A 21,863-nucleotide genomic window follows, 5' to 3' on the forward strand; every position below is an offset into this window, starting at 1 on the left:
CACCCAACACCAATGCAGACAGAGTCGTGAAAAACTCAGCGGTGACGTTTGCCCGACTTGCGAAAGGAGTCCCCTTTCCCGCGCTTTCCTTCTTTGGCGCGGCGTTTGCCCTGAGCTGCGGGCGGCCGCGAAGAACGCTTGCCTGAAGCGCGAAAGCCCTTTCCACGCCCGCGCTCGGAACCCTGTCGATTCTGGTGATCCCGAAAACTTTCCCCTCCTTTTTCGGAATCCTCTTCAATGGACTGGCTCTCACGGGATTCTTTCTCCTTGAGCAGGGTAAACAGTGCGCTTGCCACATCCGTCGGAGTATGCCCCTGCTCCAGCAAGCGGTCCACGAGCGATCCATAGCGCTCATAAGTTCCCGCTTCCAGGCGCGTCTTGAGCGTTTCAAAGAGCCGGTTTGCACGCAAACCTTCGATCTGCTCGACCGACGGGATGCGCTCGCGGCGGATGCGATGACGGGAGTAGCGCTCAATCGCCTCCAGGCGATGAATCTCTCGACCAAATACAAAACTCACGGCCCGCCCTGAACGCCCGGCTCGTCCCGTTCGTCCGATGCGATGCACATAGTCCTCCGGATCATGAGGCAGGTCATAATTGAAAACCACATCCACATTTTCGATGTCGAGGCCTCTTGCGGCCACATCGGTCGCCACCAGCAGTTCGATGGTTCCCTCGCGAAACAGCTTGATCACGCGCTCCCGAATGTTTTGCGGAATGTCGCCATGAATGCGATCTGCCGCATAGCCCCGCGCAATCAGCGCCTCGCAGCACTCATCCACCATCAGCTTGGTATTGCAAAACACCACGGCCAATCGCGTTTCCTCCGAGTCGAGCAGGCGCGTCAGGACTTCCACTTTGGAGCGACTGCGGACTTCATAATAGCACTGGTCAATAGTGGACACCGTCAGCTGCTTCTTCTGCACGCGCAGCTGTTTCGGCTGGTTGCCGAAGTTCTGAATCAGTTTTTCCACCTCACGACTCATCGTCGCCGAAAAAAACAGGCTCTGATGTGGCTGCGGCAAACCTCCAAGGATTTGGGTCATGTCATCCACAAATCCCATGTCGAGCATGCGGTCTGCTTCATCCAGCACCACAAAACGCACATGGTCCGTCTTGAATACGCGGCGATTCGTGAGGTCCATGAGGCGCCCCGGGGTACCCACAACAATGTGAGTTCCCGCGCGCAGCGCACGAACCTGGCGATCCATGGGCGCACCTCCATAAACCGGAACTGCGCGCAACCCGTTCAATTGACTGCCCAGTCGGTGAATTTCCTCGCACACCTGCACACAAAGTTCACGGGTCGGGCAGAGGATGAGGACCTGCGGCTCCCGCAAATCCAAGTTCACTTGCTGCAGGGCGGGCAACCCAAATGAAGCGGTCTTGCCCGAACCCGTCTCCGAAATCCCCAAGATATCCTCACCGGCAAGTGCGGTCGGGATCGTCATTGCCTGGATCGGTGATGGCGTTTCATAACCCAGCAGCTGGATCGCTTTGAGCAGGGGTTGGGACAGGCCCAGTTCTTGAAAGGTGGTTTCAGTCATTCCAATAAATTCTGCGGGCTGTCTCGAAAGCCCCATCATACAGCGGACCCGCAACTGTCGTCACCGCATTTCAAAACGCAAGCGGAAAACGAAAGGGCATGCGTAGGGCTTGTGTTCGCCGCAAACCGTTTCCGACCTAGAGCGACCGGATCACCTGCAAATCCGCGATCAGCTTTTTCAACTGCTCAGGCGTGATGGCCTGCTTCGGATCGTCTCCAATGCCCATGGAAGGACGAATATTGCATTCAATGTTCAGCCCATCGGCCCCGTATGCTACCGCAGCCTTGCAGCACGCCGGCACATGCACCGCTTTGCCCACGGCATGCGATGCGTCATACACCACCGGTGCCCAGGTCTTCTCCTTGAGCAGGGGGATGATGGATTCGTCCGGATAGTTGCGGTATCCGTCCAATCCCGGCAAAGTTCCCCGTGGGCACAGCAACACGTTCGCATTGCCTGCCGCCACCACATACTCTGCAGCAGCGATAAATTCATCGATGGGTGCCATGTGGCGGCCACGCTTGAGCAGCACTGCCGTTGGCAGATCCTGTGTGCGTTGTCCAATCTCCTTCAGCAGGGAGTAGTTGAGCGCGTTGCGTGTGCCGATCTGCAGCATCTCCACCTCTGCCTGCAAGGCAATTTCCAACTGTGCGCTGTCCATAACTTCAACGTTAAGGGGCAGCCCGGTGCGCGCACGTGCCTCCACCATCAGTTCCATGCATTTGCTGTGTCCCTGATACGAGTATGGAACTGTTCGCGGTTTCCAAACACCTCCGCGAAGCATGTGAGCGCCCGCTTCCTTCACCGCCTCCGCCGTTTCAAACAATGCGTTGGGGTTCTGCGGATCCACCGTGCACGGTCCTGCAATCACGAGCAAATCCTGCTTGAGCCGGCATCCGCCAATCTCCACCTGTTGTGAAGCCAACTCCGCGCGAAGGTCCATGAGCTTGAACGGGGATTCAATGCGATCCACCCGGTCCACATAGGGCAACCCAATCAACCGGTTGAACATGAGTTCATGCTGCTCGTCACCCAGAATCGCATAAACACAGCGATGAGCCCCCACAATCACCTGAATTCGGCAATCATAGGCTTCGACAATAGACTGGACTTCTGCCAGTTGAGCATCCGTCAACTTGGGTTCTTTGGAAATGATCATGCGGGTTTCTCCTGAAAAACTTCAGAGTTTCGCGCCACCAGCTACTGGTTGGCAAATGCAAAAGTGCAGCTTCTCCTTCCCTGTTCTCCTGAACCCATGCAAAGGAGCCTCGAACCTGGATCATTCCTGCTCAATCGCCAGCTGCAACATGCCCTGCATCCACCCGTTGCACTTCACTGCCCCGTTGATTTGCTGCAAGCGAAGCAGGGACAGCACTTGATCCAGAAATGCCGGCATGTCTCCAGCATGCCAAACCGTCCAACGGCTGAAACCATCCTGCCCCGATTGCGCAGCAAATAGCGGCAAAAAGGCGTCACAACACAGCGTGTGCAACCGACTCCCGCCGATGCGTCCCTTCAAGAGGGTTGACTCCAGTGCTTTCAAAATCTCGCGCACACCGAATTGTTTCCGGAAGCGCTGCACATTTCCGGGAACCTCATGCAGTTCCAAAACATCGCCGTCGACGCTCTCAAACTGCTGCAGGAGCGCGAGCAGCAACTCTGGCCAATTCGGGTATTCCGAAAGCAGTCCGTGATACGCACAGAGTCGACGAAAGGGTTGATTCGCCGGACGAATCCCCTGCAGTTTCCACTCGCCTCGGCGGGATTCGAAGACCTGCTCCGGTTCCCAGTCGGGTTGTCCCGCACGCAGGGGATGCTCCAAGGCGATCGCATGCATGGGTGCTCGATTGCGCCGGTAACCCAACACCTCAAGGCAGAGCTGATGTGCCGATTGCTGCCACCCGTATCGACGCAGTCGGACCTGTGCAAACTGGCATTTCAGCTCCCAGCGAATACGGGCTTTTTGCATCAGCTTTAGGTGTGCCTGCTCCGGTGTTGCACAATCCCGCATCAATCGCTCTACCCACGGCTCCTCACGGGGATCAACGGCCAGGGTCTGCCGAAGGGCATAGTGGGTCAGCATGCCCTCCAGATCACTCCGCAAAAACGGCAGCAAGGATAACAAGGCTACCTGTGGCGAAAGCGTCGCGGGCGCAGGACCATCAAACAGCGTCACATGCAACACGACGCGCTCATAGTTGGGGTCGCTGCCATGTGCGTGGCGATCCCAGTCCTGCGGATACAGGTGCAGTTCAACATCACCGATCACCCTGGAATCACCAATGCGCAGTGTGGCGTCCCGGAAGTCCGGCCCTTCCTGATGATTCCAAATGCCCGGACTCAGAATGGAAATCTTTCGACCATCCCTCAACCGCAACCGCTCACCATCAAAATCCTGCTTCTCCCATACTTCCTGGAGAAACCGTTCGGCAATGTGAAGGGAACCGTAGAACCCTTCGAGTTCGGCAACATGATCGGGAGATGAGGCAGTCATGGAGGTCAGGAGTTGGAGGAGGAAACCGTATCCTCATCCATCCCAACCATGACCTGCTCAAGGGTCAACCCTGTATGCTGCTTGATCCCGCGAATGATCATCCAAAGTGCCACAACCATCACGAGCGTGCTCGGAATCGCGATCACTACCAGACTCCAGCCCCACATCGAGCCAATCTGATCGTTGAAGGCCACCTTGTCCACCGAGGGATGAGTGGTCACCATGATGCGGGCCAATACAAAATTGAGAATGGAGCTGAGCAGAAACGATGCTGCAAGCAGCCACGTCGAGCGGTTGAGGGCCAGGTCAAACGCCTGCTTCGAGTGATGGTCCTGCAACCGCGACTCAATCAACTCCACCTTGAGGATCTTCGGATTGTAAAGCAGGGTCTTCACCAGCGGATAAGGGGTCCACATGGAAACCACCACCGCAATTCCAAGAACACCGGGAATCGCTGCTTCCTTGACCGCAACCCAGATCGGTGACAACTCAAACAAGCCGATGACGCCAGTGAGCAACACGCTCACAAAACCCAAAATCGAAAACAGGTTGATTTTTCGTGCAGCAATAAAATCCTTCAGCCCAAACCCGATGGGAAAAGCCAGTGCAATTAATAGGATGATTGCGGGATCCAACCCGAGCAAGCTGTCGCCTTTTTTGAGGATAAGGATCGGGATCAGAAAATTGAAGATCAGATCCATGAATGGAGAATCCTTCTTCACACGGGCAGGTGAATTTGCTGTCATATCCTCCGCATCAAAGGGATCCGGCGACAGACTTCAATCTTTCTTGCACGGATTGATTCGAAAAGGGAATTGTCTCCATGAGTTTCCCTCTCTTCAATACGGCTCAAGTGCATCGTCCGCCCGACTTCTCGACCACAGCCATGCAACTCCCGATCCGTTGTCTCATTACCGCAGGTCCCACCCGCGAGTTCATTGATCCCGTTCGCTTCATCAGCAACCCCTCGAGCGGGAAAATGGGCTATGCGCTGGCACAGGCTGCGGTAAGGCGGGGATGGTCTGTTGACCTGGTTTCCGGTCCGGTGGAACTGCCAGTTCCCGAGGGAGTTCGCCTGAAGCGGGTGGTCAGCGGTCAGGAAATGTATGAAGCCTGCAGTTCACTGTTTGACGACTGTGACGTGCTCATCATGTGCGCGGCAGTGATGGACATGCGTCCGGTCCGGACATTCACCCAGAAGCAGAAGAAGGATTCCATCGAATGGACCGTTGCGTTCGAACCGGTCGTGGACATCCTCAAAAGCCTCGCTGCCCGCAAGTCCCACCAGCTTCTGGTCGGTTTTGCAGCAGAAACGCAGGATCTTGAGTCCTACGCCCGGCGCAAACTTGAGGAAAAACAACTCGACTGGATCGTGGCAAACGACGTGAGCCAGAAGGGGTTGGGATTTGCCTCCGACCAAAATCGGGTTCAGCTGTTCTCAAGGCAGGGTGAATCCCTTACCCTGGGTCCCACCAGCAAACAATCCCTCGCCATCGACATCCTCGAAATCATGGATGCCAAGGGAACGTTTACCCACTGATTCTCACTCACTTCCACTCCTGTTTGACCATGCACCGTCGCACCAGCAGTTCCCTGAACCGAATCCTCGGTCGTCTGGACAATCTCGACAGCACCAATCTCACCATTCTCGTGCAGCGCCTGGCTCGCGAACGTGAACTGCTGGAAAAAGTCTTCAATTCCATCCATGACGGCATCCTCGTTCTCGACGGTGAGGGCACCATCCAATACGCCAACCGCCCCAGTCTGGAACTCATCGGACTGGACGAAAGCGACATTGGATTCACCGTGCTCACGGACAAGTGGCCCGACCTCAACCGCTGGATCGACTTTCACAGTCTGGACAACCCAAAAGATCCCGACTCGGCGGTGTCCCGGGAGATAGAGATGACCTACCCCCAGCGACGCGTGCTACGCCTCTTTCTGATGCCGATGTACCTCAGTACCATCAAGAGCGGAATCAGCTACCTCATCGTACTCACCGACATCACTGAGGAAAAAGACAGCACCGAAGAAACCATCGAAAGTGAAAAAATCGCCTCCATCATGCTGCTCGCAGCCGGGGTTGCCCACGAAATTGGAAACCCGCTCAATTCCCTGACCATCCACCTGCAACTCATCCAGCGCAGACTTGATCAGCTCGAATCCAATTCCCATACAAAAAAGATCGCAAAATCCATCGATGTCTGCACCGAAGAGGTGCACCGGCTCGATGGCATTCTCAATCATTTTCTCGGAGCCATCCGCAACACGCCGCCCGATTTTCAGGACGTGGATCTGCTCGTGCTCATCGAGGAAGTGGTGCGCTTGATGGAAGAGTCCCTCCAGACCAACAAGATCGACATCAACATCGAGATTGAAAGCCCCACTCCGATCATTCTGGCGGATGTAAACCAGATCAAGCAGGTCTTCTACAACATTCTCAAAAACGCGATGGAGGCGATGCCGCGTGGCGGTGTCATCAAGATCAAACCCCGGGCCGACGATGAGTTTGTCTACATCATGATCGCCGACACGGGCATGGGCATTGATCAGGAGGATTTGTCAAAAATCTTCCACCCCTACTTTTCCACCAAAGACAGCGGCCACGGCCTGGGCATGATGGTCGTGAACCGCATCATCCGTGCCCACGGTGCCAAAATCGGCATCGACAGCAAAAAGAACAAGGGCACTGTGGTGACGCTGCAGTTTCCACAAAAACACCGCCGCGTTCGCCTGCTGAAGGATCAACCCAAACCCTAAACTACCCTGCTCATGCGTTCGTTTTACAACCCCTTCCTGATCTGGATTGCCCTGGCTCCCGCAGTCGTCTGCAGTGCTGCCAAACCCGCAGCCACTTCCGCGTTTGCAGAGGTCAGTCCAAACTACGAGCGCGTTCGGCTCGATTCCGGCCGCTATCAACCCGAAACCTATGCATTCGGAGAGGGCATTTTGTTCGACCGAAGCGGAAAAGATCCCTCGCTCACTTCACTTAGCTTTCGCGAAATGGCGACAATCATCGCCGAAGCTCTGCTCGAAGCCGACTATGTTCCGACTCCCTCTCCCGAAGAAACCGATCTGCTCATTGTGTTGAGTTGGGGCAAAACCATGCCGCAGGACGATGGTCTGGGCAGCATCGCAAGGAATGGTCTCAGCGAAGCCATGAATGCCATGACCCAACTCAGTCAGCTCGGTGAAGGAGAGTCGGATGCAGCTACCTCCATGCAGAGTGAACTGGAGGGCAGACTCGACCAAATGCTGATGCTGCAGGACATGGCTGAGCAGCAGCGCCGACGCGCAAACGCCATGAATGCTCAGCTGCTCGGCTACCATCGTTCCCTACGCCATGCAACGGAACTGATGCAAACCTTTGCCCCCATGCGCAGCGTTCATGACGACCTCATGCTCGAACTCGAGTCTCCGCGCTACTTCGTGATACTGCAGGCCTACGATTTCCAGAAATGGTTTCAGGATGGAACCCGCGTCATGCTCTGGTCCACACGCTTCAGCATCCATGCCAAGGGTCGGCGCTTCGATGAAGAACTGCGCAACATGGCCCTGGCCAGCAGTCGTGTGATGGGGACCGACTCCAAACGCCTCCAGCGTCACTTGCGACCCGCTCGTGTGGAATTCGGTGAACTCGAATTCCTTGGGGTTGAAGACAAGTAATCGCTAGCGATCCAATTCGCCCCGGTCCAATGTCAGTCCCGGGGACTCTGCACGATCAATGCCTCTCGTCCAGGATAACGGTCGTCGCCGCCTCAAATTCATCCTGTGTCTGCCTCACGTACTGATCGATGGACACCATTCGCTCGTAGAATTTGCCCATCCAGAAATCACGGTGAACGGTTTCATTCTCGTCCGCAAAATGGTAACCTTCCCATCCGATGTAGTTGGTGTAGTTGCGGTGATAAACGACCTCATCCACGTAGCGGCGCATATTGCTCCAGTAAGTGCCCTCCCATCCGATGCGCGCGATTTCATTGCGCAAATTCTGGGTTGCCTGCTGGGTTTGCACAAATTCGGCTTCCAATTGACTATTGAGATCCCACGCATCCTCAACCACAGTCATGCCGGGAAGCCGGTCCAGATGTGATTCGGTGGCGTGATCGTAGAATGCATCGGGATCGCCAGGTTCGCGCAACAGGCTCACCTGGTAGGGAACTCCATACGTCGGAATCTCCGGATCATCAAAATTTTCCGTAAAAATGTAGATCGCATTCTCAAATCCATCATCCTGCATGATGCGGAATTTGCCGATAAAAGGGGAATCGATACGAATGACACGGTCCGCATCCATCTCAACCTTCAGCCATCCCAGTTGCGCGTGTTTGATGATGGGCCAATTCTCATCGTGATAGATTCCCAGTTCCGGGTGATACTTCCAGCCGTCCTCATTGTCTTCAGCTTCGGAGTCCAGCCATTCCTTTCCTTTCGCGGTCCAGTGACCCTGCATGCGCAGGTACTCCCGGGCATAGCGCTCACCGAGCAATCGCTGCCCCTCTGTGCTGAAATGAACGGGATCATCGGCAATGTAGGGAATGTCCGCAGAGGTCACATAACCCGTGCGAAAAAAGGTAGTTCCCACAAATTTCAGTCGATCCCATACTCTTTTACGAAGAATATTTTTTTCGATCAATTGCGGATCTGACGTAATGCCAGCCACAATGAAGGGCAGAGAGGCGTCCTGCAGATCCAGCCGCAATCCATCGATCAGGGTGCGCAAATTGCGGTCATAGGCATAAGCCAGCGAAGTATCCCCCGTTTCGGCTTCCCCCTGGTGCCAGAGGATGCCTTTCAAAGTGCCGATCTGGCGCGCAGTCGCAGCGGCATGCAGGACCTCAAAATACTTGCCACTTGGCTTTGACCAGTAGGCAATGCGCGTGCCACCCTCAGCGAGGGAAATCAGACCTACTGTGATGTCCGGATCCTCGGCGATGAGTGTTTTCGCAAACTGAAATCCCGGCCCCACAGCCTTGGAATAGTTGTTTGTGATCGGATCTTTGGCGACCTCCCAAAAACCGGACTTGTTCAGCTTGAGGATGCGCGGGTCGGTTTCGGTATCCATGGCACCGTCCACAGATTGCCCGCCTTCCATATTGGACTGCCCCATCAACAGGAAGATGTGAAACTTTTCCGGATCTTCCGGGATCGAAGCCACCTGAGCCTGAAGGGATGCGCCAAGCAAAGCCAAAAGCCATGCAAATTTTGCCACGGACCGAAAAGGAAAAACACACCTCATAGTAAAAATCCCGATCATCTTAATGGGGAACGATTAAAACAATCTTGTAAAATCTGCCAAGCAAAACCGACAAAAATCGACGCGCCCTCAAAACCCAAAGGTCGCATGTTCAGAACAAGGGCAATCAGCGGGTCAGCAGGACATCGGTCGCCGCCTGAAACTCATGCTGGGCCTGCACCACATAGTCATCGATGAAAAACAGGCGCTCAAAAAACTTGTCCATCCAGAACTGGCGGAACGGAATCGCATTCTGTCGTGCAAAATGGTAACCCTCCCATCCAATGGTGTTGGTGTAGTTGCGATGATACACCACTTCATCCACCAAGCGACGCATGTTGCTCCAGTAAAACGAATCGGAATCCACCGCTGCAATCTGATTGCGCAACTCCTGAGCCGCGACCTGAGTCTGGTAAAATTCCGCCTCCACGAGACTGTTCAGATCCCAGGCATCCTGCACCACCGTCATACCGGGAAGGCGGTCGAGGTAGGCATTAATGCTGTGATCATAGAACGCCAAGGCATCGCCCGGCTCGCGCAGAAGGGAGACATAGTATGGAATCCCATACGTCGGGTTATCCGGATCTTCCGTATTTTCCGTAAAAATGTAGATTGCATTCTCAAACCCATCATTCTGCGTGATGCGAAACTTGCCAATAAAGGGAGAGTCCAGGCGAATCACGTGATCGGGATCGATATCCACCTGCAACCAACCCAACTGCGCATGTTTAAGGATTGGCCAGTGTGCGTCATGATAAATCCCCAGTTCCGGGTGGTACTTCCAGCCATCTCCGTTGTCGATGGCCTCGGCGTCCAGCCATTGCTTTCCCTTCGCCGTCCAGTGTCCTTCCAGTCGCAGATACTCACGCGCATAGCGCTGCCCCATCTGTCGCTGCCCTTCCGAACTGAAGTGAATGGGGTCATCCTCAATGTAGGGAATGTCAACTGAGGAAACATAGGCAGCGCGAAAAAACGTCGAACCCACCCACTTCTGTCGGTCCCATACCCGCTTGCGCAATTGGTTTTTCTTGATGAGTTCTGCGTCGGTGGTGATGCCGCCCACCAGAAAGGGAAGATAGGCGTCCTGCAGATCCAGGCGGAGGTTATCAATCAGGCGCATGAGTTTGCGGTCGTAGCTATCAGCCAATACCGAGCTGCCAGTGTCCGCCTCGCCCTGATGCCAGAGGATTCCCTTCAACGTGCCGTCCTGTCGCGCACGGTTGGCGTAGTACAAGACCGTCTGGTACTGCATACCGGGTTTGGACCAGAACGCAATCGGAGTGCCCCCCACCGCAAGCGGGATGAGGCCCACCGTGATATCGGGATCTTCTGCGATCAGTTCCTTGGCAAACTGAAATCCGGGGCCGACTGCTTCGCTGTAATTGTTGGTGATCGGATCTTTGGCAACCGCCCAGCCGGAGGCATTGAGCTTGAGGATGCGCGGATCCGATTCCGTATCCATCTCACCATCCACAGACTGCCCACCTTCCATGTTGGATTGGCCCATGAGCAGAAAAATGTGAAATTTGCCAGGGTCTTCCGGAAGGGTTGCAGCTTCCCCCCATAGCACAGGTGAAATGCCCGCAACACCTGTCGCGATCCAGAACGAAATCCATGCGCGGCGCCATGCGCCGACGCGTTGCTTTTCGAATCCCATTTTCATGAAACTACCGCCTGCCATATTTCTGTTCATAGACCTCAAAATCTGTTCAAAGGTTCAATTCTGCAGCTCGCAATCCTTCCCTTCTGATCATGTGTTGCAAAAGCCCATTTGCCACTTCTGCAAAACCATTGCGTCGACTGTGAAAATTCCGCAAGCTCAAAGCTGATCATCACTCAATCCCATTTGTTTCATGCCTGCAACTATTCTGATCGTCGACGACGAACGTCACACCCGCGAAGGACTCGAGGCCGCACTCGAGGATCAATACGAAATCTATCTGGCCAGTGATGCCGATGAGGCCTTCAATCTGCTCGACTCCGAATCGTTCGATGTGGTGCTCACCGACCTGCGCATGGCGGGAAAATCGGGGATGAAGGTGATCGATCATGCCCTGAAAAAAACCTATCAGCCCGTCTGCATCATGATGACCGCCTATGGCAACATCGAAACCGCAGTCGAGGCGATGAAGCGGGGTGCGTATGATTTCATGACCAAGCCGGTCAATCTCGAGAAACTTGAGATCATGATCGCGCGGGCACTCAAATCGAAAGAACTCGAAGTGGAGAACCAAATCCTCCACGAACGTCTCGATCACAAATTCAGTCTGACGGGCATCATCGGCAACTCCCCTGCCCTGCACCAGGTGCTGGATCGCGTCAAACTGGTGGCACCCTCCCGTGCGGCCGTTTTGCTTCAGGGTGAAACCGGTACGGGAAAGGAGCTGGTTGCCCAATCCATTCACCAGAACAGTCCCCGCGCGAAAAACAACTTCATTGCAGTGCACTGCGCCGCACTTGCCAGCAATCTGCTTGAAAGCGAATTGTTTGGGCATGAAAAAGGGGCGTTCACGGGTGCAACCGAACGTCGGATGGGGAGATTTGAAGCCGCCGACGGTGGCACGCTCTTCCTTGATGAAATTGGAGAAATCGAGCCTTCCACCCAAGTCAAACTCCTACGCTTTCTCGATACCAAGACCTTCGAACGTCTCGGCAGCATCAAGCCGATCCAGGTGGACGTGAGGTTGGTCTGCGCGACGAATCGGGATCTCGAAAAAATGGCCAAGAAGGGTGAGTTCCGGGATGACCTGCTCTATCGTCTCAATACCGTGACCCTCAACCTGCCTCCCTTGCGGGAACGCAAGGAGGACATCCCGCTGTTGCTCAATCACTATCTCAAATCCTTCTCTGAGGAAAATGGATTCGACATGGCGCAACTTACCCCAGAGGCACTTCAAATCCTGCAAAACTACCGTTGGCCAGGCAACATCCGCGAGCTGCGCAATGTCTGCGAAAACCTCGTGGTGCTCAACCCTGGACGCGTGATCGGAGAATACGATTTGGACAGTCGATTCCACTCGGATACTGGCAATACCGTATCGACGACCCCACTTCCGGCACCCGGACTCTCCGTCGAAGCCAATGAAAAACGGTTGCTGCACAACGCTCTGGTGCAAAGCAAGGGCAACCGCACGCAGGCGGCCAAGCTGCTGGGCATCAGCCGACGCACCCTGCACCGCAAGCTGCTTCAATGGCCGGACCTCGATACCCATTCCCGTGCATCAAAATCGGAAGCGCAGGAATGACCCGGATTCGCATTGCTTTCGATTTTCATGTTTTTTCAAGATTTCCCATTGACTTGAAAAAAATCATTCGCTTTAAATCAATGCTTCATGACCACCGATGAGCGGGCGTAGCTCAATTGGTAGAGTACCACCTTGCCAAGGTGGATGTTGACGGTTCGAACCCGTTCGCCCGCTCCAATTTTCAAGTCCCCTTTCAATGGGGATTTTTGGTGTACAGCCGCCACCACACCCGATTCAGAATGAAGTCTGGATACCTGTGGGCGAAGTTCATCAGCGCCCCATCCAGCCTCCATCCACGACGAGGATTTCCCCGTTCACATAATCGGAGGCAGCACTTGCCAGAAACACGATGGGACCTTTGAAATCTTCCGGGCGTCCCCATCTTCCAGCTGGAATGCGGGCAAGGATTTGCTCGCTGCGCACGGGATCATTGCGCAGAGCCTCAGTATTGTCTGTCGCGATATATCCGGGAGCAATGGCATTCACCTGAATTCCCCCTGCAGCCCATTCATTTGCCAGTGCTTTTGTCAGCTGTCCGATGCCACCCTTGCTCGCAGCATATCCGGGAACGGTGATTCCGCCCTGAAACGTCAGCAGTGAAGCCGTAAAAATGATTTTGCCCGAACCCCGCTTTAACATTTGACCCCCAATGGCACGGGACAGGTAAAACTGGGCGTTGAGATTCGTATCAATGACCTCCTGCCACAGCGCATCGCCATGCTCCGCAGCGGGTGCGCGCTGAATAGTACCAGCGTTGTTCACAAGGATGTCAGGGGTTCCAACCTCCTTCATCGCCTGCTCCGCGAAGCGCTTCACTGCCTCCCGGTCACGAAAATCACATTGGTATGCCCAGAAGCGTCGACCCAACGATTCCACACGCTTCCTCACTTCGCTGCTCCCGGTTTCGAGCGAAGCCGAAACCCCAATGACATCTGCTCCTGCTTCTGCAAGCGCTTCGGCCATCGCAAGACCAATTCCACGTTTGCATCCCGTGACGAGCGCAAGTTTACCCTCCAGTGAAAACAGTTCGTTTTTCATCATGATATCCCAGTTTCGAGCTTACCGAAGCGTGCGGATCGGCGCGGGATCCATGTCGTCGAATCGCTGGTTTTCTCCCCCCATTGCCCAGACGAAAGTATAGTTGGCAGTCCCACAACCCGAATGGATACTCCACGCTGGAGACAACACAGCATCGCAGTTGGCCACACAAAGATGACGAGTCTGCTGAGGATCACCCATGAAGTGAAATACTGCATTGTCCTCGGGAATGCCAAAGTACAGGTAAACCTCACTGCGGCGGGTGTGCGTGTGCGGCGGCATGGTGTTCCATACGCTTCCCGGTTTCAGCTCGGTGAACCCCATGACCAGCTGGCAACTCTGGATGCCGTTCTCATGAATGTACTGATAGATGACACGCTCATTCGCTGTTTCAGAAGAGCCAAGATGCACCTGATTCGCATCCTTGAGGGTTGCCTTTCGAGTTGGATAGCACTGATGCGCCGGATAACTGATCAGGTAAAACCTTGCGGCTTTCCCCGGAGCGTTTGCAAAAGAGATCGATTCACTGCCCCGGCCAATGTAGAGACACTCGCGGTTCTCCAGAGGAAACACTTCGCCGTCCACCACAACCTGTCCCGCCTCACCAATGTTCAAGACGCCAAGCTCGCGACGCTCGCAAAATGTTGCGGACCGTAATTCCTCGGCAGCGTCCAGCGTGAGTTCACTTTTCCCCGGACAAGCTGCACCGACAATGACGCGATCGATGTCACAGTAGTTCAACGTCAAGGAACCCGTTTGGAAAAGATCCTGCAGTAGAAAACGCGAGCGCAGTTCATCGGTGTTCATGCGCTGATATTCGTTCATGGAAGCGACGGCGTGAATGTTCATCATGTGGGTAAGGTTCAGTAAATCAAAGCGGCTTATACCAAGCCAAGAACGCTGCAGCATAACCCATCCGAGAAACTCAGGTCAACGGAATTCCAAACTTGACGTATTGTTTCATATTTGGAATTTAATAAGGATGCCAGATTACACCATACCCAATCTGAAAAATGCCTGTCGCATCCTGGATTGCCTCGGGCAGTGCAAGGATGCCATGAGCAATGCTGAGCTGGCGAACCAACTTGATATTCCCCGCAGTACGGTATTGCGCATCCTCTGTACCCTTGAGGCACAGCGCTTTGTGCGACGCATCGGAAAACGTTACCTCTTGGGCATGGCACTCATTCCTCTCGGAACCGCTGCAGGTGGACAGCACTCACTGCTCGAAGAATGCCAGCCACTCCTGGCGTCCATCACCCAGGATTCTGAAGAGACCAGCCACCTGGTGACACTGGTCAATGACAAAGCCCTCATTCTGCAGGTCTGTGCCAGTCCGCACCCCATGAGCGCCCACTCCAGGAAGGGCACGCTTGCCGACTTGCACTGCTCAGCCTCAGGAAAAGTACTGCTGGCCTATCTTCCGGAAGCGGAACGAGAAGCTTGTCTTGCCCGAATTCCGCTGCATGCACGTACACCGCATACCCTGACGCGGGCACGTGATCTGAAGAAGGAACTACAGGAGGTGCGACATCAAGGGTATGCCATCGACGAACAGGAATATCACCTTGGTGTTCGCTGCATGGCAACTCCGGTATTTTCAACAGATGGAAGCGTCTGTCACGCCATCGGAATCACTGCATCCATTTACCGTTTCACAGAGGATCGCATCCCCACCATGCTCAACCTGCTCCAAAATGCGTCCCGGGAGCTTAGCATTGCCGCATCCCTCGGGCTATCAACCGAATAGTCATGAGCATCATCGTTTTCGTACTTCACTGATCCCCTCAGTGCCCTGTATGATAATGCTATGGATCTGATTCAGAACTACGGACAGTCACTGCTTTCGCTCACGGCGGAAATGGCTCCATACCTCCTGCTTGGATTCCTCACCGCAGGCATCACACATGCATTTTTTCCAAAGGACTTCATCAAACGCCATCTGGGTGGCAGTGGCCTCATGCAGAGCCTCAAGGCCTCCCTCATTGGTGTCCCACTGCCAGTCTGTTCCTGCGGAGTTATCCCTCTTGCCAAGGAGTTGAAAAAGAACGGTGCCAGCAACGCAGGAGTCGCATCCTTTCTCACCTCCACCCCACAAACCGGTGTTGACAGCATCGTCGCTACCGCCGGGTTGATTGGACTTCCCTTCGCCGTGATTCGCGTGATCGTGGCATTTGTTTCGGGAATTCTCACGGGTACGATCATTGGTTTGCTGGATCGCCAACCCACGAAACATCAGCCCGTTACCGAGTCGTCAAACGCAACTGCCCGCTCCAGCCGCTCCCTCAAGGCCATCCTCTCCTACGCTCTCATCGAACTGCCATCCGATATCCGTCGCTCGCTCACAACGGGTCTGCTCATTGCTGCGCTCATCACCCTGCTGCTCCCGGATGTTTCCAGCTTCACAAGCGATCAACCGAGATGGTTGACCTACCTTGGAATTTCCGCACTCGCGATTCCTCTCTATGTCTGCTCAACCGGCTCCATCCCCATCGCCATCGCACTGATCGCCTCTGGACTCACCCCTGGTGCGGCACTGCTTTTTCTGGTAGCAGGACCCGCAACAAGCATTGTTACCGTCATTACCATGATCAGCATCATCGGATGGAAAAATTCGATCTTCTTTCTGATTTCGCTCAACGCCATGGCCTGGGGTGCCGCATTTATCGTCGATTCAAACTGGTTCGGCATCGAACTCGCAACTTCCCTATCACACATACACGACCACGGAATCACACCCTTCCAATGGATTTGCATCGCCGTCTTTCTCACATCCATGCTCGCCGACCCTCTGCTGCGAACCTATCGAAAGATTCAGCGCTCGCGAGTCGCGGTTTCAGAATCCGATAACTGGCAATCTGTTGAACTTGAGATCGAGGGAATGAGTTGTTCCAAATGTGCTGCAAAGGTAACTGGTATCCTCGAGTCATCGCATCACCATCGCAACATTCAGGTCGATCTGGAACAAAAACGGGTAAGCCTTGAAGCCACCCGTATCGAGAGCGATCAAATCCGAACCAAGCTCGAAGCAGCCGGATATCAGTTGCTTGACATTCGCTAATCCCAAAGTGATCCCAGGCGGTATTCGCAAAACGAAGCCCTCGTCAGATGATCGGAATTTTGGAAGGATGCGCTTGCACGCAACCTTTCTTCTCCAGTAGCGTCTCCGCTTTGCATGTATCACCCAGGCCCACTCCACTATGCCATCACATCCCATCGTTCAGCTAAATCGATTTGAGTTTCGACGCATTCGGGCGGGACATCCCTGGGTGTATGAACGCTCCATTGCTTCCATTCCGGATGAACTGCAAGACGGCACACTGGTATCGGTGCAAGGCCCGAGGCAGGAGCAACTCGGCACTGCCATCTACAATGCTTCATCCAAGATTCGTCTCCGCATCGTGGATCCTCGGATCGACATTGCGCTCGATTCTGCATTTTTTGCAGAGCGCCTTTCACGTGCGCTCGAATACCGCAGGCAACTATTACCACGCCGCACGTGCTTTCGACTCATCAGTGCAGAAAGCGACGGACTCAGCGGTCTGATTATCGACTGCTATGAGGCCGCAACCCTTTTCCAGATCACTTCCGTCGGAATTGAACGCCACAAGGACGCACTGATCTCCGCCATTCACGACGTGCTCAAACCTGCCATTCTGATCGAGCGAAACGATGTTCCCAATCGAAAGTGGGAGGGGTTGACCCAGATTCGAAAGATTCATTGTGACGGCGGGAGCAGCGAAGCCGAGCTGCGCGATTACCCCATACAGCTTGAGGGAACGCGATATCAGCTCAACCTGATCGAAGGAAACAAAACGGGGCTGTATCTTGATCAGATTGACAACCATCAGCGACTGCGCGCCTTGCTTGCCGCCTACCCGGCTCCGCGCGTGCTTGACTGCTTTTCCTACATCGGTGGATTTTCACTCGCTGCGGCAATGGCAGATCCACAGGCGAAGGTCATCGGCATCGATCAAAGCGCAGAATGCATTGACAAGGCACGGCACAATGCCGCGCTCAATGAGGTGGAATCCCAAACCGAGTTCATTCAGTCCAATGTTTTTGAATGGTTGCGCACCCAGTCCGAGTCTGACTCTGCCCTCGGCTCATTTGATTGCATCATTCTCGACCCACCCTCCTTTACCAAAAACCGGCACACCATCGACGGAGCCATTCGTGGGTACAAGGAATTGCATGTGCGGGCGTTGAAGCTGCTTCGCAGCGGAGGATTGCTGCTCACCTACAGCTGTTCGCATCACATCAGCGAAGACCTTCTGCGAAGCATCGCCTTTGAAGCTGCGCTCGATACGCATACTCATCTTGTTGAGCTGGAGTCACAACGCCAGTCCCTCGACCACCCTGTCGTTCCACACATACCTGAATCTTATTATTTGAAAGGATTCGTGTATCGCAAACAATAGCACATACCGATGTCTCTGAAACCCATTTTCCGAACCATTCATGGCTGGAACGTCCTGTTCCAACCCAAACCGTCAGCCCAAACCGTCAACATTCGGGCCGTTGTTCACGCAGGCAGCGCGCATGAATCGGATCCACGTCACTACGGAGTCGCCCATTTTCTGGAACACATGTTCTTTAAAGGAACCCACCAGCGCAGCTACTCCGAAATCAACCGCCAATTTGCCCAACTTGGCGATGTCAATGCCTACACGACGCTGGAGCGCACGGTCTTCTACCTCACGACATTGCCCGAAAAAATCGATACGGCACTCGAACTGTTTCTGGAACTCTTTTTTGATGCCAAAATGCCACCAGAGGAATTCGAAAAAGAACGGGGCGTCATTCTGGAGGAATTCCAATCTTCCGAAGACAATCCGATCTCATGGGGAGTGAAGAAAATCAACTGGGACACGTGGGGGGACAGTTTGCATCCAACGATCGGAACCCGGGAATCAATTGAGTCCATGCAAATCGACGATCTCGTCGCATTCAAACAGCGCTACTACCACCCAGCCCGCACCCTGTTTGTCATTACGGGCGACGTCGATCCTTCGCTGCTGTGGTCTTCACTGGAAACCCACATCCGTCCTGCAAACGTGCAAGTCGCGGATGAGAAGCTCTACCAACCTTCCGTGCACTTCCAGACTCAACCTTTCCAGCTTGAGAATCCCAACTCCAAACAATCCCTGCTGTTCATGGTATTTCCTACTGTGAACGAAGCGACATGTCGCTCCCTGCGGTTCCTGCCCGAGCTGGTTGTGAACCTCATTGGTGGAGGCATGCATTCCATTCTCTTTGAATCCATCCGCGAGCGCCTGGGACTTTGTTATGCAGTGGGCATGCAATACATGACTCCCTGTTCTGAAGGATACCACTCCGTCTACGCATTGCTCGATGCAGCCAACGTCAAGACTGCCTACCATGCGGTGCTGGAGGAGTTTTCGAAGTTGGAAAACGGCATCGATCCGGAGCTTTTCGAAACCGCCAAATCCAACCTCCTGTTTGGGCGTTCGCGGTCTGCCGAAACCGCATCCGGTGTAGGTGCCCAAGCCGACGGGTATTTTGAGAATGGCAACCAGTTGATCGCATTCGATGAATATCGCGCAGGTATTCAGTCGTGCACGATTTCCGAAGTTCAGCAATTCATCAGAACCTACCTGACCCAACCCAAAACCGCAGTTGTGAATGCTCAACTCCCCGTGTGAGGCGTTCTGTTTCGACGTCGTTCCACCCCCTCCTTGACTAACGTTTCAGAGGAAAACACAAGGGACTCAAGGTAGCTGCACAACTCATCGATTTGAAAAGCGGTAACCCAACGTCTTACGCGTTGTTCAAATCGGGTTTCCTGGGCGTGGTCGTCGACCCACGAGCGCAACCTGCGGTCAAACTCCCGCATGTCTCCCATCTGTGCTGCCCGAAGCATCTGGAGCAGCGTTTCGTGGTCCGGTTTTTCATCAGAAACCGCATCGGGCAGCTGTTGCTCTGCAACAGCGGGACTGGATGTTGATTCCTCTGCGCCGATTCGCTCAAACACATCGGCACAGGCTTCGGCCAGCGCTTGCTTGAGCTTGCCAAACTCGATGGGAATCTCCACTGGAATCACAAGCATGTCCTTCTGTTGAAGGCACTTCAGCATGGTTTCACAAGCGCCCTCATTGCAATCCAGATACAACAACACGGTCACTCGACCTGTTGCCATGCCCGCCCATTTCATGAGTTCCTTCGCATTATCGCTCATCAGTTCTTCAGCTGAAGCTCCAACAAACCAGTTCTCATGCCGACTCGGTTCGATCTCAAACAAAGAGGTTTCGATCCCATAGTTCGATGAGGGCGACAATGCGATGCTCTCCCAGAAACTCTTCAACACCCCGCGGTCCAATTCATCGCGAAATGCTCGAATAAAGCCGACGTCCCGATCCTTCCTGATGCAGAGGTGCCGCACATCTTCCTCCGTTGTGGCTTGCATAACTTTTGGGTCATCAATCGGACGGCAGGGAAGATCCAGCAGAAACCGACTGCCTTTGCCTTGCTCACTCGTCACTGTCAACCGTCCCCCCATCGCCTCCGCAAGCTTTCGACTGATCGACAACCCCAGTCCCGTTCCTCCTTTGTGTCCGGAAAACGCTTCTGTCTGATAAAATTCCTCAAACACCTGATGCAAATGATGTCGCTCGATACCAGGTCCCGTATCTTCAACCATCAGGTGCAGCCGGGATGCGGCTTGCTTCTCCGTTGCAGACGAATTTGCCCGGACTTCGACCCAAAGCGTAACCATTCCCTGGTCTGTAAATTTGACGGCGTTGCTGATCAGATTCATCAGCACCTGCCGGATCAGTTTGCCATCTCCCAAAATCCACTGCAAATGCGCCGAGCTGTTACCAAATTTCACATGAAGCACCAATCCCTTGGCATCCGCCCTGGCCTGAAAGACCTCGATCACCTCATTCACCAAATTGGGAAGGTGCAAGGTCTCCTCAATGACCTCAACCCTGCCCGCTTCAATTTTTGACAGGTCGAGCACATCGTTGATGATGGAAAGCAAATGCTGTCCACAACGCTCGATTGTCTCTGCGGCTCGACGACAATCCAGAGGCAGAGATTCATTACCTGAAAGGATCTGCGCATAGCCCAGCACACCGTTGAGCGGAGTCCGAAACTCATGACTCATGCTTGTCAGGAACACGCTTTTGGCGATATTGGAGCGCTCTGCCATCACCGCCAATTCGTTCGCTTTTGAAATCTCATTTTGCAGTGCCCGGTTAAGCGACTCGGCATGCCGTTTTTCATCCTCCAGCTGCAGTTCGTACGATTTCCGTTCCGTTATATCGCGAATGACGACCAAGCGCTCACCGGTGCTGCGGTTCGGGTACATCACGACTTCCATGGCGATGCGCCCACGCGATCCCGCATCACAGAATCCGTCCGTTTTCAACATGCCCGACTCTGCATACTCCCGATCCAGCGCCGAATCCCAGACGGATCGACCCTCGATCTGGATCAGTTCTGACCACTGCACACCCTGCAATGCCCCGTCTTGCTGACAATCAAACAACACATGCGCAGCATGGCTCGCCCAGGTGATGATGCCTTCCTGATCCAATACGAGAAGGGAAGTTCCATTCAGCGCAAGTGCGTGGAACAGTGTGTCCGGCTCGATGCTTCCGGGAATTGATGCTTCCATATTCGCAGATTCAGGACTAGGGTTTGGCAGACAGGGTCAGCTTGCTACATTCATCGGCAGCTTTCTCCGAAAATTAACCCTATCTCCGGACTCCCATTCATGAAGTCAGTGGACCTGATTGAAGAAATTCGAGAATTCTGCAACGAAAGGGATTGGCGACAGTTCCACAATCCCAAGGATCTCGCCATCGCACTCTCCATCGAAAGTGCCGAACTCCTTGAACTTTTCCTTTGGAAGGACGCGAAGGAAACCCAATCGGTCTGCACCCAAAAAAGGGATGCCATCGAAGCAGAAGTTGCTGACATTGCCATCTATCTGCTCGATCTGGTCGACGTGATGGGACTCGATCTTGAAACCATCATCCGGCGCAAACTTGAGCACAACCGGAAAAAATACCCTGTATCCCTTTCCAAAGGAAAAAACCTGAAATACGACGAGCTTGAGAGCTGACGTAGTTCAGGTTTTTTGGATTGGAAAAAGCGGGGTCTCCGAGATGCCGTCGTTAGGTTCTTAACCCGGTCCTCACTAGGTGGGGCTTTCTTCTCCGTTCGCAATTATCCGGTTTACGGCTCAACATTGAACAGAGAAGGGCCAGCCCCGGGTATTCATAACATAGGAAAAGAAACCTGTGTAATCCGAACACCTCAGGGACCCCAAAAAA

General features: G+C 54.0%; 18 protein-coding genes, 1 tRNA gene and 1 other RNA gene. 10 read left to right on the forward strand and 10 right to left on the reverse strand.

Features of this window, described 5'->3' with window-relative positions; genetic code table 11:
• Positions 1–35: 35 nt before the first annotated feature.
• The 4 genes from ABQ298_02905 to ABQ298_02920 all read right to left on the reverse strand — a co-directional run bounded on the left by ABQ298_02905 (position 36) and on the right by ABQ298_02920 (position 4,742).
• Positions 36–1,547: a DEAD/DEAH box helicase gene (locus ABQ298_02905; protein MEQ9823313.1), complete on the reverse strand. Its 1,512-nt coding sequence runs from the start codon at positions 1,545–1,547 to the stop codon at positions 36–38.
• 136 nt (positions 1,548–1,683) lie between these two features.
• Positions 1,684–2,706 carry a 3-deoxy-D-arabino-heptulosonate 7-phosphate synthase gene (locus ABQ298_02910; protein MEQ9823314.1) on the reverse strand — a complete coding sequence of 341 codons (1,023 nt, stop codon included), beginning with the start codon at positions 2,704–2,706 and terminating at the stop codon, positions 1,684–1,686.
• A 120-nt stretch (positions 2,707–2,826) separates the two neighbouring features.
• Positions 2,827–4,041, reverse strand: a complete 1,215-nt coding sequence (locus tag ABQ298_02915; protein MEQ9823315.1) for a DUF2851 family protein — start codon at positions 4,039–4,041, stop codon at positions 2,827–2,829.
• Positions 4,042–4,046: 5 nt separating this feature from the next.
• A complete protein-coding gene (locus ABQ298_02920) occupies positions 4,047–4,742 on the reverse strand; it encodes a VC0807 family protein (protein MEQ9823316.1) in 696 nt (231 codons plus the stop codon).
• Between the two features lie 122 nt (positions 4,743–4,864).
• On the opposite strand from ABQ298_02920, the gene ABQ298_02925 reads away from it, so the two are divergent.
• Genes ABQ298_02925 through ABQ298_02935 form a run of 3 tightly spaced genes read left to right on the forward strand, consistent with a single transcriptional unit; the run spans position 4,865 to position 7,707 of the window.
• Entirely contained in the window at positions 4,865–5,581 is a 717-nt protein-coding gene (locus ABQ298_02925; GenBank protein MEQ9823317.1) for a phosphopantothenoylcysteine decarboxylase, read from the forward strand.
• 29 nt (positions 5,582–5,610) lie between these two features.
• Complete coding sequence (locus tag ABQ298_02930) at positions 5,611–6,801, forward strand: ATP-binding protein (protein MEQ9823318.1); 1,191 nt, start codon at positions 5,611–5,613, stop codon at positions 6,799–6,801.
• A gap of 12 nt (positions 6,802–6,813) precedes the next feature.
• On the forward strand, positions 6,814–7,707 hold the full coding sequence (locus ABQ298_02935; GenBank protein MEQ9823319.1) for a hypothetical protein: 894 nt from the start codon (positions 6,814–6,816) through the stop codon (positions 7,705–7,707).
• A gap of 55 nt (positions 7,708–7,762) precedes the next feature.
• On the opposite strand, the gene ABQ298_02940 is transcribed toward ABQ298_02935, so the two are convergent.
• Both ABQ298_02940 and ABQ298_02945 read right to left on the reverse strand, forming a co-directional pair.
• Entirely contained in the window at positions 7,763–9,253 is a 1,491-nt protein-coding gene (locus tag ABQ298_02940; GenBank protein MEQ9823320.1) for a sialate O-acetylesterase, read from the reverse strand.
• Positions 9,254–9,404: 151 nt separating this feature from the next.
• Positions 9,405–10,940, reverse strand: coding sequence for a sialate O-acetylesterase (locus ABQ298_02945; GenBank protein MEQ9823321.1), 1,536 nt, complete (start codon positions 10,938–10,940; stop codon positions 9,405–9,407).
• A 190-nt stretch (positions 10,941–11,130) separates the two neighbouring features.
• On the opposite strand from ABQ298_02945, the gene ABQ298_02950 reads away from it, so the two are divergent.
• Together ABQ298_02950 and ABQ298_02955 are read left to right on the forward strand one after the other, a co-directional pair.
• Positions 11,131–12,522, forward strand: coding sequence for a sigma-54 dependent transcriptional regulator (locus tag ABQ298_02950; protein MEQ9823322.1), 1,392 nt, complete (start codon positions 11,131–11,133; stop codon positions 12,520–12,522).
• A gap of 101 nt (positions 12,523–12,623) precedes the next feature.
• Positions 12,624–12,699: transfer RNA gene (locus tag ABQ298_02955), tRNA-Gly, on the forward strand.
• Between the two features lie 93 nt (positions 12,700–12,792).
• On the opposite strand, the gene ABQ298_02960 is transcribed toward ABQ298_02955, so the two are convergent.
• Both ABQ298_02960 and kduI read right to left on the reverse strand, forming a co-directional pair.
• On the reverse strand, positions 12,793–13,563 hold the full coding sequence (locus ABQ298_02960) for an SDR family oxidoreductase (GenBank protein MEQ9823323.1): 771 nt from the start codon (positions 13,561–13,563) through the stop codon (positions 12,793–12,795).
• A gap of 18 nt (positions 13,564–13,581) precedes the next feature.
• Entirely contained in the window at positions 13,582–14,412 is an 831-nt protein-coding gene (gene kduI / locus ABQ298_02965) for a 5-dehydro-4-deoxy-D-glucuronate isomerase (GenBank protein ID MEQ9823324.1), read from the reverse strand.
• A gap of 130 nt (positions 14,413–14,542) precedes the next feature.
• Between kduI and ABQ298_02970 the strand changes: the two genes are divergently transcribed.
• The 4 genes from ABQ298_02970 to ABQ298_02985 all read left to right on the forward strand — a co-directional run bounded on the left by ABQ298_02970 (position 14,543) and on the right by ABQ298_02985 (position 19,226).
• Positions 14,543–15,310, forward strand: a complete 768-nt coding sequence (locus ABQ298_02970; protein MEQ9823325.1) for an IclR family transcriptional regulator — start codon at positions 14,543–14,545, stop codon at positions 15,308–15,310.
• A 60-nt stretch (positions 15,311–15,370) separates the two neighbouring features.
• On the forward strand, positions 15,371–16,621 hold the full coding sequence (locus ABQ298_02975; protein ID MEQ9823326.1) for a permease: 1,251 nt from the start codon (positions 15,371–15,373) through the stop codon (positions 16,619–16,621).
• A gap of 139 nt (positions 16,622–16,760) precedes the next feature.
• Positions 16,761–17,981 carry a class I SAM-dependent rRNA methyltransferase gene (locus ABQ298_02980; GenBank protein MEQ9823327.1) on the forward strand — a complete coding sequence of 407 codons (1,221 nt, stop codon included), beginning with the start codon at positions 16,761–16,763 and terminating at the stop codon, positions 17,979–17,981.
• A gap of 9 nt (positions 17,982–17,990) precedes the next feature.
• A complete protein-coding gene (locus ABQ298_02985) occupies positions 17,991–19,226 on the forward strand; it encodes a pitrilysin family protein (protein MEQ9823328.1) in 1,236 nt (411 codons plus the stop codon).
• Here the strand turns inward: ABQ298_02985 and ABQ298_02990 are convergent.
• Positions 19,211–21,202 (reverse strand): ATP-binding protein, encoded by a 1,992-nt coding sequence (locus tag ABQ298_02990; GenBank protein MEQ9823329.1) that lies wholly within the window; start codon positions 21,200–21,202, stop codon positions 19,211–19,213. The genes ABQ298_02985 and ABQ298_02990 overlap by 16 nt on opposite strands.
• A 99-nt stretch (positions 21,203–21,301) precedes the next feature.
• Between ABQ298_02990 and ABQ298_02995 the strand changes: the two genes are divergently transcribed.
• On the forward strand, positions 21,302–21,652 hold the full coding sequence (locus tag ABQ298_02995; protein MEQ9823330.1) for a nucleotide pyrophosphohydrolase: 351 nt from the start codon (positions 21,302–21,304) through the stop codon (positions 21,650–21,652).
• Positions 21,653–21,683: 31 nt separating this feature from the next.
• Here ABQ298_02995 and ssrS read toward each other — a convergent pair.
• Positions 21,684–21,856: non-coding RNA, 6S RNA (gene ssrS, locus ABQ298_03000), on the reverse strand.
• Between the last annotated feature and the right edge of the window lie 7 nt (positions 21,857–21,863).

The sequence above is a fragment of the Puniceicoccaceae bacterium genome (assembly GCA_040224245.1).
GTDB lineage: Bacteria > Verrucomicrobiota > Verrucomicrobiia > Opitutales > JAFGAQ01 > JAKSBQ01.